A 15,930-nucleotide genomic window follows, 5' to 3' on the forward strand; every position below is an offset into this window, starting at 1 on the left:
GCCGGCGCGGCCGGGACCGTCCGATCGATTTCTGACGGGTACACGTTCAGCGGGAACGGCGGCCCTTCCTGCCCCGGCCGGTTTGCGCGCCCCGGCGACCCGACCCGCCCGGAGCGGGACTCCGCGGCTGCTTCCGCGCCTTCACCGGGGCAGGCGCGGGAGTACGGCCCCGCGAGCTGTTCACCGTACGCCCACGGACGATGCCGATGAAGTCCTCCACCAGCTCGGTCGTCGCACTGGTGGGCCAGGCCAGCGCGATCTGCGACTGCGGCGTCTCCACAACCGGCCGGTAGGTCAGATCCTTGCGGTGATACAGACGCGCGAGCGACTGCGGGACCAGCAGCAGCCCGGCCCCCGCCGCCACCAGCCGGATCGCCTCCGCCGTCGTGTCCGGGCGCGTGAAAGCCGGCAGCCCCGGCAGGGCCGTCCATTCAAGGGTGTCGTCCATCGGGTGGAACACCTCGTCGTCGGCGAGATCGGCGACGGTCACCTCGTCGGCGGCGGCCACCATGTGATCCTTCGGCACCACCACCACGGTGGTCTCGACGTAGAGAGGAATCACGCTGAGCCCGTCACGGTCCACGGGCAACCGCACGAACCCGGCGTCGGCGCCGCCGTCGTGCAGGAGCTCCACCACCTCGGCCGCGGCGATGGAGACCAGGGTGAGTGGCACGTCGGGCACACGCTCGGCCCAGATGCCGGCCCATTTGGCGGGCGTCACCCCGGGCACGTAAGCCAGCCGGAACTCCCTGTCGGTCACCGCCTCAGGGTACCGATGTCAGGGGAAGCGGCTTCGCGCCCTACCCTTGACGCCATGGCCAAGCTCAAGACCATTCAGACGATGAAGCCCGCGACCGCGGCCAAGAAGCTGGGTGTGCTTCTCTCGGCCACACCCGCCGAGTTCCAGGAGGGAGTCGTCTCCAGGGACGAGCTGAACGCGCTGCAGGCCGATCCGCCGGCGTGGCTGGCCGATCTGCGACGCAACGGGCCGCACCCCAGGCAGGTCATCGCCGTGAAGCTGGGCATCTCCAACTCGGGCCTGGCCAGGGGCGGCATCACCGGGCCGCTCACCACCGCCGAGATCGACGCCATCAAGGCGGAGAACCCCGAGTGGCTGAAGCGCGAGCGGTCGGTCCAGGCCGAGGTGCGCAAGGAGGCGCAGCGCCTCAAGCAGCGCTAGCCGAGCGCTGGCCGGCCGCGCACCTCACTCCGCAGGTGGCGCCGTACTGCTCCGAACGGTGAGCGTCGTGGCGATCTCCAAGCCGACCTGTGCCGGTTCTTCGCCCCGCCCGAGAGCCAGTGCCAGTTCCGTCGCGGCCATCGCCATCTCGGTCAGCGGTTGGTGAACGGTGGTCATCGGCGGGTCGGCCCAGGCCACGACCGGCAGATCGCCGAAGCCCACGACGCTCACGTCGTCCGGGATGCGGAGGGCGAGCTCGCGTGCCGCCTTGTAGACGCCCAGTGCCTGCAGATCGTTCGCGGCGAAGACGGCAGTGGGGCGGTCGGGGCGAGTCAGCAGCCGCCGCGCCGCGGCACAGCCGTCCGCACGGGTGAGCGGAGAGTGGATGATCAGGCTGGGGTCCACCGGCAGTCCGGCCCCCTCCAGCGCCGAGCCGTGGCCCGCCAGCCGTGCGCGCAAGCACGGCATGTCCTTCGGTCCGCCGATCATGGCGATGCGCCGGTGCCCCAGCTCGATGAGGTGACGGGTCGCGGATCGGCCTCCCCGCCAGTTGGTGGTGCCGACGAAGGGAACGTCGTCCGGCAGCTCGGTGGCCGGGTCGAACACGACGAACGGGATGCCCTTGCCGCTCAGCTGGTCTCGCTCCGCCTCCGGCAACCGGGCCACCGACACCACGCAGTGTGGGCGCCGATCCATCACCTCACTCAACGTACGGCCGGGCGAGTCGTGGAGGCCGAGCTCGGAGACCATGACCCCCATCCGGTTCCTGCGGGCCACCCGTCCGACACCCCGAATGATCTCCGCTGCCCGCATGCTCTCCAGCTCGCGGAACACGAGCTCGACGGTGTTGTTACGGCTGCCGGAAGGCTTGCGGTAGCCGTATCTGTTGATCAGTTCCTCGATGCGTGCCCTGGTGCCGTCGGACACTCCCGATCTGCCGTTGAGCACCTTCGAAACGGTAGGAATCGACACACCTGCCGACTCCGCGATGTAGGCGATGGTGACCGGCCCCTGTACGTCATCCCTCGGATCTCGGCCGTTCTCCACCGGCACCTCCGACAGATTGTCCGCCATGGCCGCCTTCCCCCGTCACCATCTCGTTACCGCTACCTCCGTATGAGGAGATCCGGCCGGTCCGCCGCCGACGCCATCCGACTTCATACTGACAGAACGGACGGGCCGCATGGTGCGCCTCCGGCCGACGTCGTAGCTCATCGGCGAGACGAGCGTCGACGCGCCCGCTCGCTCGTCGTACGGGTCACCCGCCGCCGACCCGGCCGGATTCACGACCGGCGGCTCCGCCTGTACCGTCGGCTGGACCGGCCGCCGTTCGGAGTCCGCCGGGACATCGGACACAGGGGGCCGGGGCACAACGGGGAAGCCGATCTGTGGAATTCTTGCGCCGTGGGCGGGCCCGTGAGAGTCGAGCATGCGATGCCGACATCGTCCGGGTGAGGAAGGGAGCCAGATTGTCCCACGCGGAGTCGGGCGAACCGGTCGCCGACCGAGACCGTCGGCGAGGCGATCCGTCCAAGCCCGTGACGATCTCCTACATCGCCGCGACCGCCGGCGTGTCGATCCCCACGGTGTCCAAAGTCATCAACGGCCGTTCCGGTGTGTCCCCGGACACGCGCGCCCGCATCGAGGCCCTGATCGACGAGTACGGGTACCGCAAGGCCAACCGCAGCAACGTGATGGAGCTCGTCTTCGACCAGCTCGAGGACATGTGGGGAATGGAGATCATTCGCGGGGTCGAGCGGGTGGCCCGCGAGCACCGCGTGGGGGTCGCGCTGACGGAGTTCGGCCCGGAACGCGACGAGACCGCCTATCCCAACGACGATACGCTGACCCGCCGCCGCCCGGCCTGCGTCGTGACGGTGGCCCAGCTCTCGGAGGAACAGCGTGAGCAACTGAGCGCTAAGGGCATCCCGTTCGTGGTCTTCGACCCCACCACCGAACTGCCCGACGACGTCCCCTTCGTCGGAGCCACCAACTGGTCCGGCGGCCGCTCGGCCACCCATCACCTCATCGAGCTGGGGCATCGGCGCATCGCCATGATCGGTGGGCCGGACCAGGTCCTGTGCTGCCGAGCCAGGCTGGACGGCTACCGCTCGGCGCTGGAGGACGCCGGCCTGCCGGTGGAGGCCGAACTCACCGTGCGCACCGGCCTCACCATGGAGGGCGGCCACACGGCCGCGCTTGACCTGCTGAACCTCCCGAGGCCGCCCACGGCGATTTTCGCCTGCAACGACCTGCAGGCGGTCGGCGTCTATCAGGCCGCGCGGGCGCTGGGGCTGGGGATACCGACGGACCTGAGCGTGGTCGGCTTCGATGATCTGCCCATAGCGGCCCTGGTCGATCCCCCGTTGACCACCGTTCACCAGCCGCTCACCGAGATGGCAGCGGCCGCCACCGAGCTGGCGCTCGCCCTCGGTCGCGGGGAGGAGAACCCGCGGGTCGGCCTCGAACTGGCCACCACCCTCACCGTCCGGAAGAGCACCGCTCCACCCGCGGTCCTCGAGCACGACGGTTGAAGCGACGGTCAGGCGGTCGCGGCACCGCCGTGATCGACACCGGAACACGGATGTCATCACCGACCTTCTTCTCCTCGCCGTACGGCCCGCTGCTCCGGCGAGGCGGGAGCCGTGCTTCAGATGCTCTCGACGGCCGAGACGCCGTCCTCCACCACCGAGGGTGAAACTTTCACAACAAGATGGCAGAAATTTTCTCCACCTTGTTTCCAGACATATGAACGAGCTCCGGCCGATGGCAGTGATCCTATGGCTGACCTGGAGTGCGGCGTAACGCTCGGGCTTTCTCGGAATGCCGCTGATGAAGTCGCCTGTCCGGCGATTCGGCCGGCGCGCGGACGACGGTGGCTCCGCACACACCACCATGTTATGTTTCGCGAAATATCGAGTTTCTGTTGCCCAAGGGAGATCGCTTGCCTCGGCGTCTCACTCCGGTCGAAGCGGTTCGGCGGTTTCCGGCTTCCGAGCTCATCAAGCCGATCGAGACGGTCTCCCGGGCGCGGATCATCACGCCGGCGCGTTCGCCCGAGGTCGCTTCATCAGAGATGTGCTGATCGGCGTGGTCAAGGCCGTCCTGACGCCGCCGTGAAGAGCCGCCACGGTCCGCCGGCCGGCCGCCTGGCACGGCAAGACCCGTACAAGACAAGGAGATCACTGTTGAATCTGCAGCTCTTACGAAGAGCCCGGCTGCGGGTGATCACGGTCGTCAGCACCCTGGCCATGCTGCTGACGGCGGGGGTGGCGCTGGCCGTCAACGCCCAGTCGGCCGTGGGCTGCCGCGTGGCGTACGCGGTCACGGCTCAGTGGCCGGGTGGTTTCACCGCCAATGTGGACGTCACCAACCTCGGTGACCCGCTCAACGGCTGGAAGCTGGCGTGGACGTTCCCGTCGGGGCAGAAGGTCACCCAGGCGTGGAACGCGACGATAACCGCCTCGGGCGCGCAGGTCACCGCGGTGAACGCGAGCTACAACGCGACCGTCGCGACCAACGGGACGGTCTCCTTCGGCTTCAACGGGTGGTGGTCGGGCAGCAACCCGGTGCCGACCGCGTTCGCGCTCAACGGCGTCGCGTGCACCGGCGACGGTGGAACATCACCATCGCCCAGCCCGTCACCGTCCCCCTCGCCCTCCCCCTCACCCAGCCCCTCGCCGTCTCCCTCACCGTCGCCGTCGCCGCGGCCGGGCGACGCGATGGCCAGGGTGGCCGCGATGCAACCGGGCTGGAATCTCGGCAACACCTTCGATGCCATCCCCGACGAGACGGCGTGGGGCAACCCGCTGACGACTCAGGCCATGCTGCACTTCGTGCGGTCCCAGGGATACAACAGCATCCGCATCCCGGTGACCTGGAGTAACCACCACGGCTCGGCACCTGACTACACCATCGACGCCGCCTGGCTGAACCGCGTCCGTCAGGTCGTCGACTGGTCTCTCGCCGAGGGCTTCTACGTGATGCTCAACATGCATCACGACTCCTGGCAGTGGATCAACACCTACCCCGGCGACCGTACGACCGTGATGAACCGGTACACCGCGCTGTGGAGGCAGCTCGCCGACACCTTCCGCGACTACTCACCGAAGCTGGTGTTCGAGAGCATCAACGAGCCGCAGTTCGCCGACACCTCCGGAGACGGCGAGAGCGATCAGGTGCTGAACGAGCTCAACACCGAGTTCGTCCGCCTAGTGCGCGCGTCCGGAGGAGGCAACGCCACCCGGCTGCTCGTGCTGCCCACCCTGTACACCAGTTCCGAGCAGGCCCGGCTGGACGCGTTGGCGGGCACCTTCGACCAGCTGCACGACCCCAACCTCGCCGCGACGGTGCACTTCTACGGATGGTGGCCGTTCAGCGTCAACATCGCCGGCGGCACCCACTACGACAGCAACGTCGAGCAGGACCTAATCAGCGGCTTCGACCGGGTGTACAACACGTTCGTGTCCCGCGGAATCCCCGTGATCGTCGGTGAGTGGGCGCTGCTCGCTTACGACTACACCCGGCCCGGCATCATCGAACGCGGCGAGTTCCTGAAGTACATCGAGGCCGTCGGCCACAACGCCCGCACCCGGAAGCTCACCACCATGCTCTGGGACGCGGGTTCGTTCCTGGAGCGCAACGAGGTGCGATGGCGGGACCAGGGCGTGTACGAGATGATGAAGGCCGGCTGGACCATGCGATCCGGCACGGCCTCGTCCGATCAGGTGTACCTGCCGCGTAGCGGCACGATCACCGCCAAGACGCTCACGCTCAACCTCAACGGCACCTCGTTCCGGGGCCTGCGACAGGGCGGCACCGACCTCGTCAACGGCACGGACTACACCGTCTCCGGCAACACGCTGACCCTCACCGCCGCGGCCCTCACCCGGCTGGCCGGGAACCGGGCCTACGGCGTGAACGCCACCATCGAGGCCCGCTTCTCCCAGGGCGCGCCCTGGCAGATCAGCATCATCACCTCCGACACGCCGACCCAGGCCGCCGCCACCGGCACGACCTCCTCGTTCGTGATCCCGACCCAGTTCCGCGGCGACCAGCTCGCCACGATGGAGGCCAAGTACGCCGACGGCAGCCCCGCGGGACCGGCCAACTGGACCCCGTACAAGGAGTTCTGGCAGACCTTCCAGCCCGACTACAACGCCAACACGATCATCCTCAAACCCGAGTTCTTCGCCGAGGTGAACGACGGGCGCGTCACCCTCACCTTCCACTTCTGGAGCGGATCGAAGATCACCTACTACATCACCAAGTCCGGCACGACGGTGACCGGCGGCACCACCTAACGAACGACCTGCGGGGCCGAGGCCGCACAGTCCTCGGCCCCCGTTCGTGAATCCCCACCCTCACGTCACATCTGCCGTTGATCGCGCGCGATCCGGGCCGTGCTCGCCGAAGGCCGCCGCACGGCACACGGCACGCGTGGGTCGGAAACCGAGCGAGATGTCTCGTACTTCGGGCTGATTGTGCGTGTGGGGATTTCCGTACCATGACTTCGTGCACGGACTCATTCGCTCCGTGCGGTAGGAGCCCTGTTCCCCCGGCGCACCGCGGCGGGTATGGCGAGACTGGATGCTCGTGGGGGTGTCGCCGCCGGTCGCACTGCTCGAAGGAGTGGTACGGCCGGACATGCCCTCACGGTGTACAACCCATGGGCCATGTGCTCTCCGCCACGGCGGCATCCCGCTTCGCCGGTCAGCGGACAACGGTGGCGGGCACACTCGAGTGCCCCGGTCCCGAACAGAACCCGCGGACGTCGAGCGTTCCCGAACAACAGACGAGTGGCCCCGGTCATCGACCGCCGCCACCCCTTAGAAGAAATCCCCGGGGCGGTCGGCTACCTGGAGGAGGGCCACGCCCCCGGCAAGGTCGTCATCTCCGTCTGAGCGGCGCAGGCGAGCGGCGCGGCCCCGAGCGCGAGCCGGTTCACATCCGGCGCATGGAGGTCGGTTCAGGGTTTGCGCGCCACACCGCCGACGAACGTGTGATACGTGATGCCGCGCTCGACGAACTCGTCGGGCTCCGGCCGCCACTCGGCGAGCGGCACCAGGCCGGGCTCGAGGAGCGGCAAGTCGCCGAAGAAGGTGAGGATCTCCTCATGGGAGCGCCACCTGCCGGTGCCCAGGTTCTCGTTGAACAGCTTCTCCGCCGTGGCGGCCTGCGCCGCCACCTCGGGCATGCTCGGCCCGGGGTTCTGGAAGTGGGACACCGCCAAGTAGCTGCCGGAGGGGAGCGCGTCGCGTAAACGGGCGGCGATGGCCCCGGGCCCCTCGTGGTCGTTGATGTGGTGCAGGATCGCGAACAGCAGCAGGGCCACCGGCTGGTCGAAGTCGATGCGCGCGCGGAGCTCGGGGTGGTTCAGGATCGATTCCGGGTCGCGGATGTCGGCCTCGATGACCGTGGTGCTGCCGTTCGTTGCGAGCAGCGCGCGCCCGTGCACGAGCACGATGGGGTCGTTGTCGATGTAGACGACCCGCGCCTCCGGGGCGACCCGCTGAGCGACCTCATGCACGTTGCCCTGGGTGGGCAGGCCCGAGCCGATGTCGATGAACTGCCGGATGCCGGCCTCGGCCGCCAGGTGATGGACGACGCGCCGGAGAAAGGCCCGGTTCGCCCGACCCGCCGCGGGGGCGTCCGGGGCGATCTTCAAGGTCGCCTCTCCCACCTGACGATCGATGGCGAAGTTGTCCTTGCCGCCAAGGAAGAAGTCGTAAACCCTGGCGATGCTCGGCTTCCTCGGATCGATTCTGCCCCCCGGCGCTTCGTTCTTCGCCGAGGTGTCGCTCACTTGCTGGTCGTCGGCCACGATCCCATCCCATCTCCTGGCTGTGCCCGCTCCGCTCATGATCAGAGTAAGGCCTCCCCAGGGGCAAGAGAAGGATGTTTGCGGCAAGTGGTATGAAGAGGTTAATTACTGAGGTTACGGACGGATGGAAGTCGCGCCGCCCGTGACCTTCGCCGTTCGGCGACGACACCGATCCGGAGAGAGCCGCCGAGGTCTTCCCGCACATGGCGAGCCTGCGGCCCCGGGGAGAGCGCCGTCCGGGGCCGGGCGTGCGGTCAACCGTCCATGGTCTCGGCCAGGGAGCGGGGGCGCAGGTCGGTCCAGTGGTTCTCGATGCAGTCCAGGCAGGCCGCCCGGCCGGGCGGGTACGCCTGTCGATGAGGCGCGGCCACCGGCCCGCTTCAGGTCCCGATCCCGAGGTCCGGCTCAGCTCACCGTGATGAAGTCCATGGTGCCGGCGCCCTCCACGCCGGTCAGGCCCGTGGTCGCGCACTTGCTGATGTCGCTGGTGGGTATGGCCCTGCCGGATGTGCGCGTCCCCTTCAGCATCCCGCCGGTGATCTCACCGAACAGCACGGCGTTGCCGGGGTTGTAGGAGTCGATCGCGTTGAGATTGGGGCGCAGGGTGGAGGTCCCCAACTTGACGCCGTTGGCGTCCTTCCAGGTGATCGTGCCGCTGCCGGTGGCCTTCTCGACGCCGGTGCACGTCGCCAGCCCACCGCCCTCGAAGGTGAGCTGTCCCGAGCGGGGCCGCGGATGACTGTTGTCGGGGGAGGTGCAGTTGATCAGGGAGATCGTGCCGCGGAAAGTCGCCTGCTGGGCACGCTGGGTGAGCGGCGGGTCGAAGGTGATCGGCTTGGCCGTCTTGGCCGAGCAGGTCAGAACGGTGTGCGGGGAAGCGGCGGGCCGCGTGATCGCCGTGACGGCCCCGGCGTCGCCTTCGGCTGCTCCCTGCGCGACCGACGGCGCGGCCGCCAGCGTCAGGCCGAGGACGGCCGCCGCGGTGACGCCGAGTCCGCGGGCCGCGTGTCGCGGACCCACCATGGCAATTCTCATCGTGTCCCCCAGGTAGATTACTCTGCGTTATTTGTTTATCACAATGAGTGACTTCGATGCGGCGTTCAACGGTGGGACACGCGCGGGCATGGTCAAGATCCCGCCGAAGAGGCGGCCGGTCGGTCGGCCGGGCCGAAGGCCGGGAGCAGACGTGCCAGCGGCCGGGGCAGCCACCAGTTGCGGTGGCCGAGCAGCCGCATGAGCGCGGGGACGAGGATCATACGGATGAGGGTGGCGTCCACCGCGACGGCCACGGCGACGGCGAACCCCGTCTGCTGGAGATCGCTGCGATGCGTGATCAGCAGGCTGGCGAAGGCGACGGTCATCACGACGGCGGCCAGGGTTATCGGGCGGGCCGTGTGCCGCAGCCCGTGGAGGACCGCGGCGGTGTTGTCGCCCGTACGCCGGTAGTGCTCGGCGACGCGATGGACCAGGAAGACCTCGTAGTCCAGGGACAGGCCGAAGACGACGGTGAAGGTCAGCAGCGGCACCAGGAGGTTCACGTCACGGGTCGGGCTCGCGTGCTGGAAGCACAGGGCGAGCAGGCCGAAGGTGGCGGTGACCGACAGCATGTTCATGCAGACGGCCTTCACCGCGATGAGCAGACTGCGGAAGGTGATCAGCAGCAGGAGGAACGAGAACAGCAGCACCAGGGCGATCGCCAGGCCCAGGCCGGCCAGCATCTGCTCGCCGAGGTCGGCCAGCAGAGCGGTGGGGCCGGCCGCGAACACCTGCCGGTCGGCGGGCAGCAGGCGTGGCGCCACCTCGTAGATGTGCCGGAGCAGCGCCGCCGAGGCCGCGCTGTCGGGAGGGTTGCGCTCGGTGACCAGCACAACCGTCAGGTCCCGGCCGTTGTCCAGGACGGCGACCGATCCCACCCTCGGGTCGGACTCCAGGGCGTCCATCAGCCCGCCGACGTTCACCGGGCCGCTTCCTTCCGGATGGGGCAGGACCAGCCCGGTGATCCCGGCCGTCCGGTCGGCCTCCATCTGGACCAGGCCGTGACCGGTCGCCGTGCCCGCCAGCGAAGGGCGGTCGTAGTGCAGCCCGAGGCGCAGGCCCAGCACCGGAAGGACCGCCGCCAGCAGCAGGGCCGTCACGGCCAGCGCGTAGCGTACCGGGTGATCCATCAGGTGTCCGGCCAGACGCGACCAGGCCGGACGTCCGGCGGTACGGCGCCGGCGCCGCCACCGGGGAAACGGCCTCCACTCCAGCCACGGATCGAGCAGCCGCGCAAGCACCGGTGTCAGGCTCAACGCGGCGGCCGCCGTGACGAGGGCGGCCACGATCACCGCCAGGGCGATGTTCCTGATCCCCGGCACGGGGACGGTGAAGAGGGCGCAGGCGGTGAGCACGATGGCCGCGGCGCACCACGAGACGGTGGCGCCCGCCGTGCCGGTCGCCCGTACGGCCGCCGCCGGCGGCGGCAGGAACTCGTCACGACGGGCCTGGCGGTAGCGCAGCAGGATGAGCAACGCGTAGTCCAGCCCGATCCCCAGGCACACGGTGAGGGCGACGGTCAGCTGCGTCGAGTCGACCTGAGCGATCGTGGCGAGCAGGGAGAGCGCCCCCGCGGTCACCAGGATCGCCGCTCCCGCCACGAGCAGTGGCACGACGGCGGATCCCACGGCTCCCAGCCCGAGGACGAGCAGCAGGACCACGAGGGGAAGGGTGACGACCTTCATCCGCTGCAGGTCGTCCAGGTCGCCCCGGACCAGCTCGGCGAACACCGCGCTCGCCCCGACGATCGTCACGGTGACCCTTCCGCCGGACGCCTCGTCCACGGCCCGCCGGGCGGCCGCCGCCTGAACCGGCAGCCGTCGTCGGCGGGCCGCCTCGTCACCCGTGACGCCGAAGAGCACGTACGCATGATGCGGGTCCTGGTCCTCGCCCTCGGGCAGCGGCAGCATCCCGCCGACGCCCGGCAGGCCGGCCAGCGATCCGACCGTCTCGGCCAGCGCCTGCCGATAGGCCGGTTCCGCGGCCGACAGTGTGGCGGAGTCGAAGGCGAGGATCATCTGCTCGCTGCCGAACCGCGGAAATCCCTCCGAGATCAGGCGTGCCGCCGCCGCCGATCTGGAGCCCGGCACCTCGAGCGGCGGTGGGCCGAGACGCTGCGTCAGCCCGGGCAGCAGCGCGGTGGACGCCACGGCCAGGAGGAGCCACGCCGCGACGACCACGCGGCCGTGCCGGAGCAGGGCCGCGCCGAGGCGGCCGCACGGGCCCGGCGGCGTCCATCCGCCGGAGTGGCACGGCGAGGCCGGCCCGTCCCCACCCGGCCCGTCCTCACGCGGCCAGGGTGAGCGTGCGAAGCCTGATCGCATGGGCATGTCGGCTCCTCCGCTGTGAGCTTCGAGCGGCGACGAACCGACCATCGCTTTCGGTAGTCGATCGAACGCATTGGGTGATGATAGGGGTTCCGGCGGCGAACCGGATCGTGTCCCAGGGTGATGCGCCGGATCGACGACGGTGCGGCCGGCCTGGACCAGAGGCCGGATCCGGGAAGATCGCCGCGTACCGGTCCGACTGCTATCGTCCGCGATGTTCCGCTGTCCCCCGGCGTGGGCCGAGTCCCCACGCGACCAAGATTGGGAGTCTCCTCGTGACCGGTGACGCCGCCGACCATCTCGTGCCGGATCCGAAGCGACCCCTGCGCCTGATCGTCACCGGGGGCGGGACGGGCGGCCACACCTACCCCGCCCTGACGGCGGTGCGCACCCTGCAGAGCAGGCTCGCCGCCGCCGGCGCGGGGGTGGAGGTGCTGTGGGTCGGCACGGCCGACGGGCTGGAGGCGCGCGTCACGGCGGCCGAGGGCATCGAGTTCGCCACGGTCGCCACCGGCAAGGTGCGCCGCTCACGCAACCCGCTGGAGATCGTCTCGAACATCAAGGACATGGGCCGCGCCCTGCTCGGCGTCTTCCAGGCCCGCTCGGTCGTCTCCGGTGTCCGGCCCGATGTGGTGCTGGCCACGGGCGGCTATGTCGCCGTACCCATCGGCCTCGCCGCCTGGATGTGCCGCCGTCCCCTCGTGGTACACGAGCAGACGGTCCGCCTCGGTCTGGCCAACCGGATGCTCGCCAGGGTCGCGACGCGCTTCGCCGTGTCGTCGGAGTCCACGCTGCCGCTCCTGCCGAGGCCGGCGCGCACGGCCGCCGTCGTCACGGGCAATCCCGTACGGCCGGAGGCGCTGTCGGGGCGGCCGGAGCACGCGGTCGAGGCACTCGGCCTGTACGGCTTCGACCGCACCCTGCCCACGGTCTACGTGACCGGCGGCGCCCAGGGATCACAGCAGATCAACGGCCTGGTGTACGGCATCCTGCCGTGGCTGCTGTCGCACGCGAACGTCGTCCACCAATGCGGCCCGGCGAACCTGGAGGACCTGCGCCGGCAGACCGCGCGGCTGCCCGCCGAGCTCGCGGCCCGCTATCTCCTCACCGGCTTCGTCGGCCCGGAGCTGCCCGACGTGCTCGCGCTGGCCGATGTGGTGATCTCGCGGAGCGGCGCGGGGACCATCGCCGAGCTGACCGCGCTGGGCAAGGCGGCGGTGCTCGTTCCGCTCGCCACCTCGGCGGGCGGGGAACAGGCGTACAACGCCCGTCACCTGCACGAGGCGGGCGCGGCGGTCGCCCTGCTGGGGGAGGTGTCGTCCGAAGACCTGCGGCAGGCCGTGGTCCCGCTGCTCGCCGACCCCCGCCGCCGCGCCGCCATGGCCGGGCAGGCCAGGGCGTACGGCAGACCCGACGCGGCGGACCGGCTCGTCGACGTCGTCCTCTCCGCCGCGCACGGCCGGCGGATCCGTACGGCGTAGGGGGCGGCACCACGGCATGAGCAGGGAGGCCACGGGATGAGCGCCACGGAGTCCGTCGCCGGGCGACCACGGTGGCCCGGGACATGGAACCATGTGATCACCGTCGCCGCCGCCGCCGTGACGGCCTTCGCCGGCTGGCAGAACCGCTGGATCAGCGACGACGGCCTGATCGCGGTGCGCACCGTACGGCAGCTGCTCGCGGGCAACGGACCGGTCTTCAACGTCGGCGAGCGCGTCGAGGCCAACACCAGCATGGCGTGGACCTATCTGGTCGCGCTGGTCTCCTGGGTGAGCAGGGGAGACGTCGCGTACGTCTCGGTGCTGCTCGGCCTCGCGTGCACGGTGGGCGGCGTGGTGTTCGCCATGCTCGGCGCCATGCTCCGGTACGGCGGCTCGCGCCGGGTGCTCCTGCCGGCCGGGGTGCTGATCCTCCTCGCGCTGCCGCCGTTCTGGGAGTTCGCGACCTCCGGGCTGGAGACCGGGCTGGTGTTCCTGTGGATAGGTTCGTCCTGGTGGCTGCTGGTCCGGGCGGCTTCGGGCGGACCGGTGCTCCCGCTGGTGCTCGTTCTCGGTCTCGCGCCCGTCGTCCGGCCCGAGCTGGCCCTGGTCCACCCGGTCTTCTTCGCGGCGCTGCTCGTACTGCTGCGGCCGGGACGGCGCGCCGCCGTCCGCTGGTTCGTGATCTCCCTGGCCCTGCCGGTGGCCTGTCAGATCTTCCGGATGGGCTACTACGGGCTCCTCGTGCCCAACACCGCCCTCGCCAAGGAGGCCGGGGAGAGCCGGTGGGCGCGTGGCCTCCTCTACGCCGGCGACACCCTGCTGACCTACCAGCTCATCGGTCCTCTGCTGGTGGTCGTGCCGCTGTCGCTGTGGGCCTGCCGCACACGCCGTGATCTCGTCGTGTCGGCGGCCCCGCTCATGGCCGGGACGCTGATGCTGCTGTACGTCCTGCGGGTCGGCGGCGACTTCATGCACGGCCGGATGATGCTGCCGGTTCTGCTGCTCGTCCTGCTTCCCGCCATGGTCCTGCCGCCGCACACCGTCACCGCGCTCGCCTGCGCCACCGTGACGCTGTGGGCCGTGGTCTGCGCCGTCGCGCTCAGGGTGCCGTACCCGCAGGAGATCGGGCCGGACGGCATCGCGGACGAGCACGGCTTCTACGTCCGGTGGACCGGAGACCCGCATCCGGTCACCGCCGAGTCCTACCTCCGGGCCAGAGCCGACCCACTGAGCCGGGAGAACGCCACCGGCCTGCACGTGCCGGGCACGGGGGTGGGGCCGATGCCGCTCCGCGCCGACCAGCCCGCCCGCCTCGCGGTCGCGGGCCACGTGCTGGGCACCCTGGGAGCGTCGTTCCCGCTGGACGTCCTCGTGATCGACCGGCTCGGCCTGGCCAACGCCGTCGGCGGTCACATGGCGCTCGGGTGCGGGCAGCGGGTCGGGCACGAGAAGCCGCTGCCCGTCGAGTACATCGTCGCCGACTACATGGCTCCGGGAACCGCGCTGTCGGACGAGCGGTTCCAGGCCGAGGTGGAGCGGATCAGGGGCGAGCTGTCCACCGGCCGGTTCCGGGACCTGCTCGACGCCACGAGGGACCGGCTGACCCCCGGCCGGTTCTGGGACAACCTGGTGGGCGCACCCGCGCGTACGGCCTTCCGGTTCCCCGCGGGGAACACCTCCTGTCCGTCCTGAGGCGTCCCCGGCGGTCAGAGGGCCGGTACGTCGAGCGGATTGTCGATCTCGTCACTCGTCATCCGCCCGGCGAGGATCGCGGTCATCGCGAGGAGGAGCGGGATGAGACCCGCCGCGGTGAAGATGACGGGCGTCGGCACCACCGTGGAGAGCGGTCCCGCCACCGCGACGGACAGCGGCATGAGCGCGATGGAGACGAAGAAGTCGAGGCTCGCCACCCGCCCGATCATGGTGGGCGGAACCCGCCGCTGCAGGAGGGTCCCCCAGATGACCATGCCCATGCCTCCGGTGAACCCGATGACGAAGAGGGAAGCGGCCATGACCCAGAACGAGGCGATGTGGCCGATCACGGCCAGCGGGATGGTGCCGGCGCCCCAGCCGATGACCATGACGGTCAGGTAGCGCCGCGGCAGCGGCCGTGACGAGATCGCCAGGGAGCCGACCGCTCCCCCGGCTCCGAACGCCGTGAGGAGCAGGCCGAACGTCCGCTCTCCGTCGGCGAACCTGGCCCTGGTGATGAACGGCAGGAGCACCTCGATCGGCCCCATGGTCACCAGCAGCATGAGGCAGGCGAACAGCAGGGTCCACAGCAGCCACGGGGTGCGCAGCGTGAAGACGAAGCCCTCACGCAGGTCACCCAGAACGCCCGGCCGCTTTCCGGCGGCCGCGGCGGCGGCCCGTGTCCCGGCCCGAGGGCGCAGGAGGAGAACGAGAGCGAACGCGCCCGCGTGCAGCACGGCCGTGACCGCCGCCCCGGTGGCGGGGATCCACGCCCCGACGACCATCCCGCCGAGCGCGGGCCCGACCGCCTGCTGCAGGGTCGGCCGCAGCGCGCCCTCCATGCCGTTCGCGGCCAGCAGGTCGTCGGCGGGCAGGATGCTCGGCAGGTAGGCGCTGTAGGCGGGATAGAAGAACGCGGCCCCCGCGCCGAGCAGCGCGGAGGCGGCGGCCAGGTGCCACAGCTGGATCACCTCCGTGAACGCCAGCACGCACACCGCGCTCACGGCGAGGAGGTTCACCCCCTGAACCGAGATGATCACCATGCGTTTGGAGACGCGGTCGGCCGCGACGCCGCCGACCAGCGCGAAGGCGAACAGGCTGCCGCTGAGGCAGGCGGCGACCGCCGACAGCGCCGTCGGGTCGTCGTCGATGGCGATGACCTGGAAGACCATGACGATCGTCCACATTCCGGTGGCGAACATCGACAGCGCTGTGGCGCCGATGAGCAGCCGATAGTCGCGGTGGCGCAGCGGGCGCAGTGTGCGCCACCGGATTCCGGCCGTCTCGGGAACGGGTCCGACGTCACTCATCCGTTGCTCTCATTCGGATATTCGGGTCGCGGCCGGCCGGTCGGCATGCCTCCCAGCGCGCACCTCTATATGGGACGTGGGA

The 15,930-nt window shown here is 70.2% G+C and carries 12 protein-coding genes; 6 read left to right on the forward strand and 6 right to left on the reverse strand.

From position 1 onward, the window contains the following. Positions 1-46 precede the first annotated feature (46 nt). On the reverse strand, positions 47-760 hold the full coding sequence (locus ACQP1K_RS26170) for a LysR family substrate-binding domain-containing protein (protein WP_433498336.1): 714 nt from the start codon (positions 758-760) through the stop codon (positions 47-49). A gap of 54 nt (positions 761-814) precedes the next feature. Here ACQP1K_RS26170 and ACQP1K_RS26175 point away from each other — a divergent pair, with 54 nt between their 5' ends. Beyond that, positions 815-1,180, forward strand: coding sequence for a DUF5997 family protein (locus ACQP1K_RS26175; RefSeq protein WP_433498337.1), 366 nt, complete (start codon positions 815-817; stop codon positions 1,178-1,180). Between the two features lie 24 nt (positions 1,181-1,204). Here ACQP1K_RS26175 and ACQP1K_RS26180 read toward each other — a convergent pair whose 3' ends face one another. Beyond that, positions 1,205-2,254, reverse strand: coding sequence for a LacI family DNA-binding transcriptional regulator (locus tag ACQP1K_RS26180; protein WP_433498338.1), 1,050 nt, complete (start codon positions 2,252-2,254; stop codon positions 1,205-1,207). A gap of 395 nt (positions 2,255-2,649) precedes the next feature. Between ACQP1K_RS26180 and ACQP1K_RS26185 the strand changes: the two genes are divergently transcribed. The 3 genes from ACQP1K_RS26185 (at position 2,650) to ACQP1K_RS26195 (ending at position 7,083) form a co-directional block, all read left to right on the forward strand. Beyond that, the gene (locus ACQP1K_RS26185) at positions 2,650-3,714 is read left to right on the forward strand and encodes a LacI family DNA-binding transcriptional regulator (RefSeq protein WP_433498339.1); all 1,065 of its coding nucleotides are present in this window, start codon (positions 2,650-2,652) and stop codon (positions 3,712-3,714) included. A gap of 654 nt (positions 3,715-4,368) precedes the next feature. Further along, the gene (locus ACQP1K_RS26190) at positions 4,369-6,483 is read left to right on the forward strand and encodes a cellulase family glycosylhydrolase (protein ID WP_433498340.1); all 2,115 of its coding nucleotides are present in this window, start codon (positions 4,369-4,371) and stop codon (positions 6,481-6,483) included. Between the two features lie 495 nt (positions 6,484-6,978). Further along, entirely contained in the window at positions 6,979-7,083 is a 105-nt protein-coding gene (locus ACQP1K_RS26195) for a zinc-binding dehydrogenase (RefSeq protein WP_433498341.1), read from the forward strand. 65 nt (positions 7,084-7,148) lie between these two features. Here ACQP1K_RS26195 and ACQP1K_RS26200 read toward each other — a convergent pair whose 3' ends face one another. The 3 genes from ACQP1K_RS26200 to ACQP1K_RS26210 form a co-directional block, all read right to left on the reverse strand. Further along, positions 7,149-8,003 (reverse strand): SAM-dependent methyltransferase, encoded by an 855-nt coding sequence (locus ACQP1K_RS26200; RefSeq protein WP_433498342.1) that lies wholly within the window; start codon positions 8,001-8,003, stop codon positions 7,149-7,151. A gap of 405 nt (positions 8,004-8,408) precedes the next feature. Then, the gene (locus ACQP1K_RS26205) at positions 8,409-9,026 is read right to left on the reverse strand and encodes a hypothetical protein (protein ID WP_433498343.1); all 618 of its coding nucleotides are present in this window, start codon (positions 9,024-9,026) and stop codon (positions 8,409-8,411) included. 104 nt (positions 9,027-9,130) lie between these two features. Next, a complete protein-coding gene (locus ACQP1K_RS26210) occupies positions 9,131-11,368 on the reverse strand; it encodes an MMPL family transporter (RefSeq protein WP_433498344.1) in 2,238 nt (745 codons plus the stop codon). Between the two features lie 272 nt (positions 11,369-11,640). Between ACQP1K_RS26210 and ACQP1K_RS26215 the strand changes: the two genes are divergently transcribed. Both ACQP1K_RS26215 and ACQP1K_RS26220 read left to right on the forward strand, forming a co-directional pair. Then, positions 11,641-12,846: a UDP-N-acetylglucosamine--N-acetylmuramyl-(pentapeptide) pyrophosphoryl-undecaprenol N-acetylglucosamine transferase gene (locus tag ACQP1K_RS26215; RefSeq protein WP_433498345.1), complete on the forward strand. Its 1,206-nt coding sequence runs from the start codon at positions 11,641-11,643 to the stop codon at positions 12,844-12,846. A 36-nt stretch (positions 12,847-12,882) separates the two neighbouring features. Next, positions 12,883-14,538 carry a hypothetical protein gene (locus tag ACQP1K_RS26220; RefSeq protein WP_433498346.1) on the forward strand — a complete coding sequence of 552 codons (1,656 nt, stop codon included), beginning with the start codon at positions 12,883-12,885 and terminating at the stop codon, positions 14,536-14,538. A 14-nt stretch (positions 14,539-14,552) separates the two neighbouring features. Here the strand turns inward: ACQP1K_RS26220 and ACQP1K_RS26225 are convergent, their stop codons facing one another. Beyond that, complete coding sequence (locus ACQP1K_RS26225; protein WP_433498347.1) at positions 14,553-15,848, reverse strand: MFS transporter; 1,296 nt, start codon at positions 15,846-15,848, stop codon at positions 14,553-14,555. Positions 15,849-15,930: the final 82 nt, after the last annotated feature.

Origin of the sequence: Sphaerimonospora sp. CA-214678, from assembly GCF_050942215.1 — a bacterium.
Classification (GTDB): Bacteria; Actinomycetota; Actinomycetes; order Streptosporangiales; family Streptosporangiaceae; genus Sphaerimonospora.

Excerpts from the sequence above, each read along its gene's own strand:
- ACQP1K_RS26205 (WP_433498343.1), bottom strand. The coding sequence starts at position 9,026 with ATGGTGGGTCCGCGACACGCGGCCCGCGGACTCGGCGTCACCGCGGCG.
- ACQP1K_RS26175 (WP_433498337.1), top strand. The coding sequence starts at position 815 with ATGGCCAAGCTCAAGACCATTCAGACGATGAAGCCCGCGACCGCGGCC.
- ACQP1K_RS26220 (WP_433498346.1), top strand. The coding sequence starts at position 12,883 with ATGAGCGCCACGGAGTCCGTCGCCGGGCGACCACGGTGGCCCGGGACA.
- ACQP1K_RS26180 (WP_433498338.1), bottom strand. The coding sequence starts at position 2,254 with ATGGCGGACAATCTGTCGGAGGTGCCGGTGGAGAACGGCCGAGATCCG.
- ACQP1K_RS26225 (WP_433498347.1), bottom strand. The coding sequence starts at position 15,848 with ATGAGTGACGTCGGACCCGTTCCCGAGACGGCCGGAATCCGGTGGCGC.
- ACQP1K_RS26210 (WP_433498344.1), bottom strand. The coding sequence starts at position 11,368 with ATGCCCATGCGATCAGGCTTCGCACGCTCACCCTGGCCGCGTGAGGAC.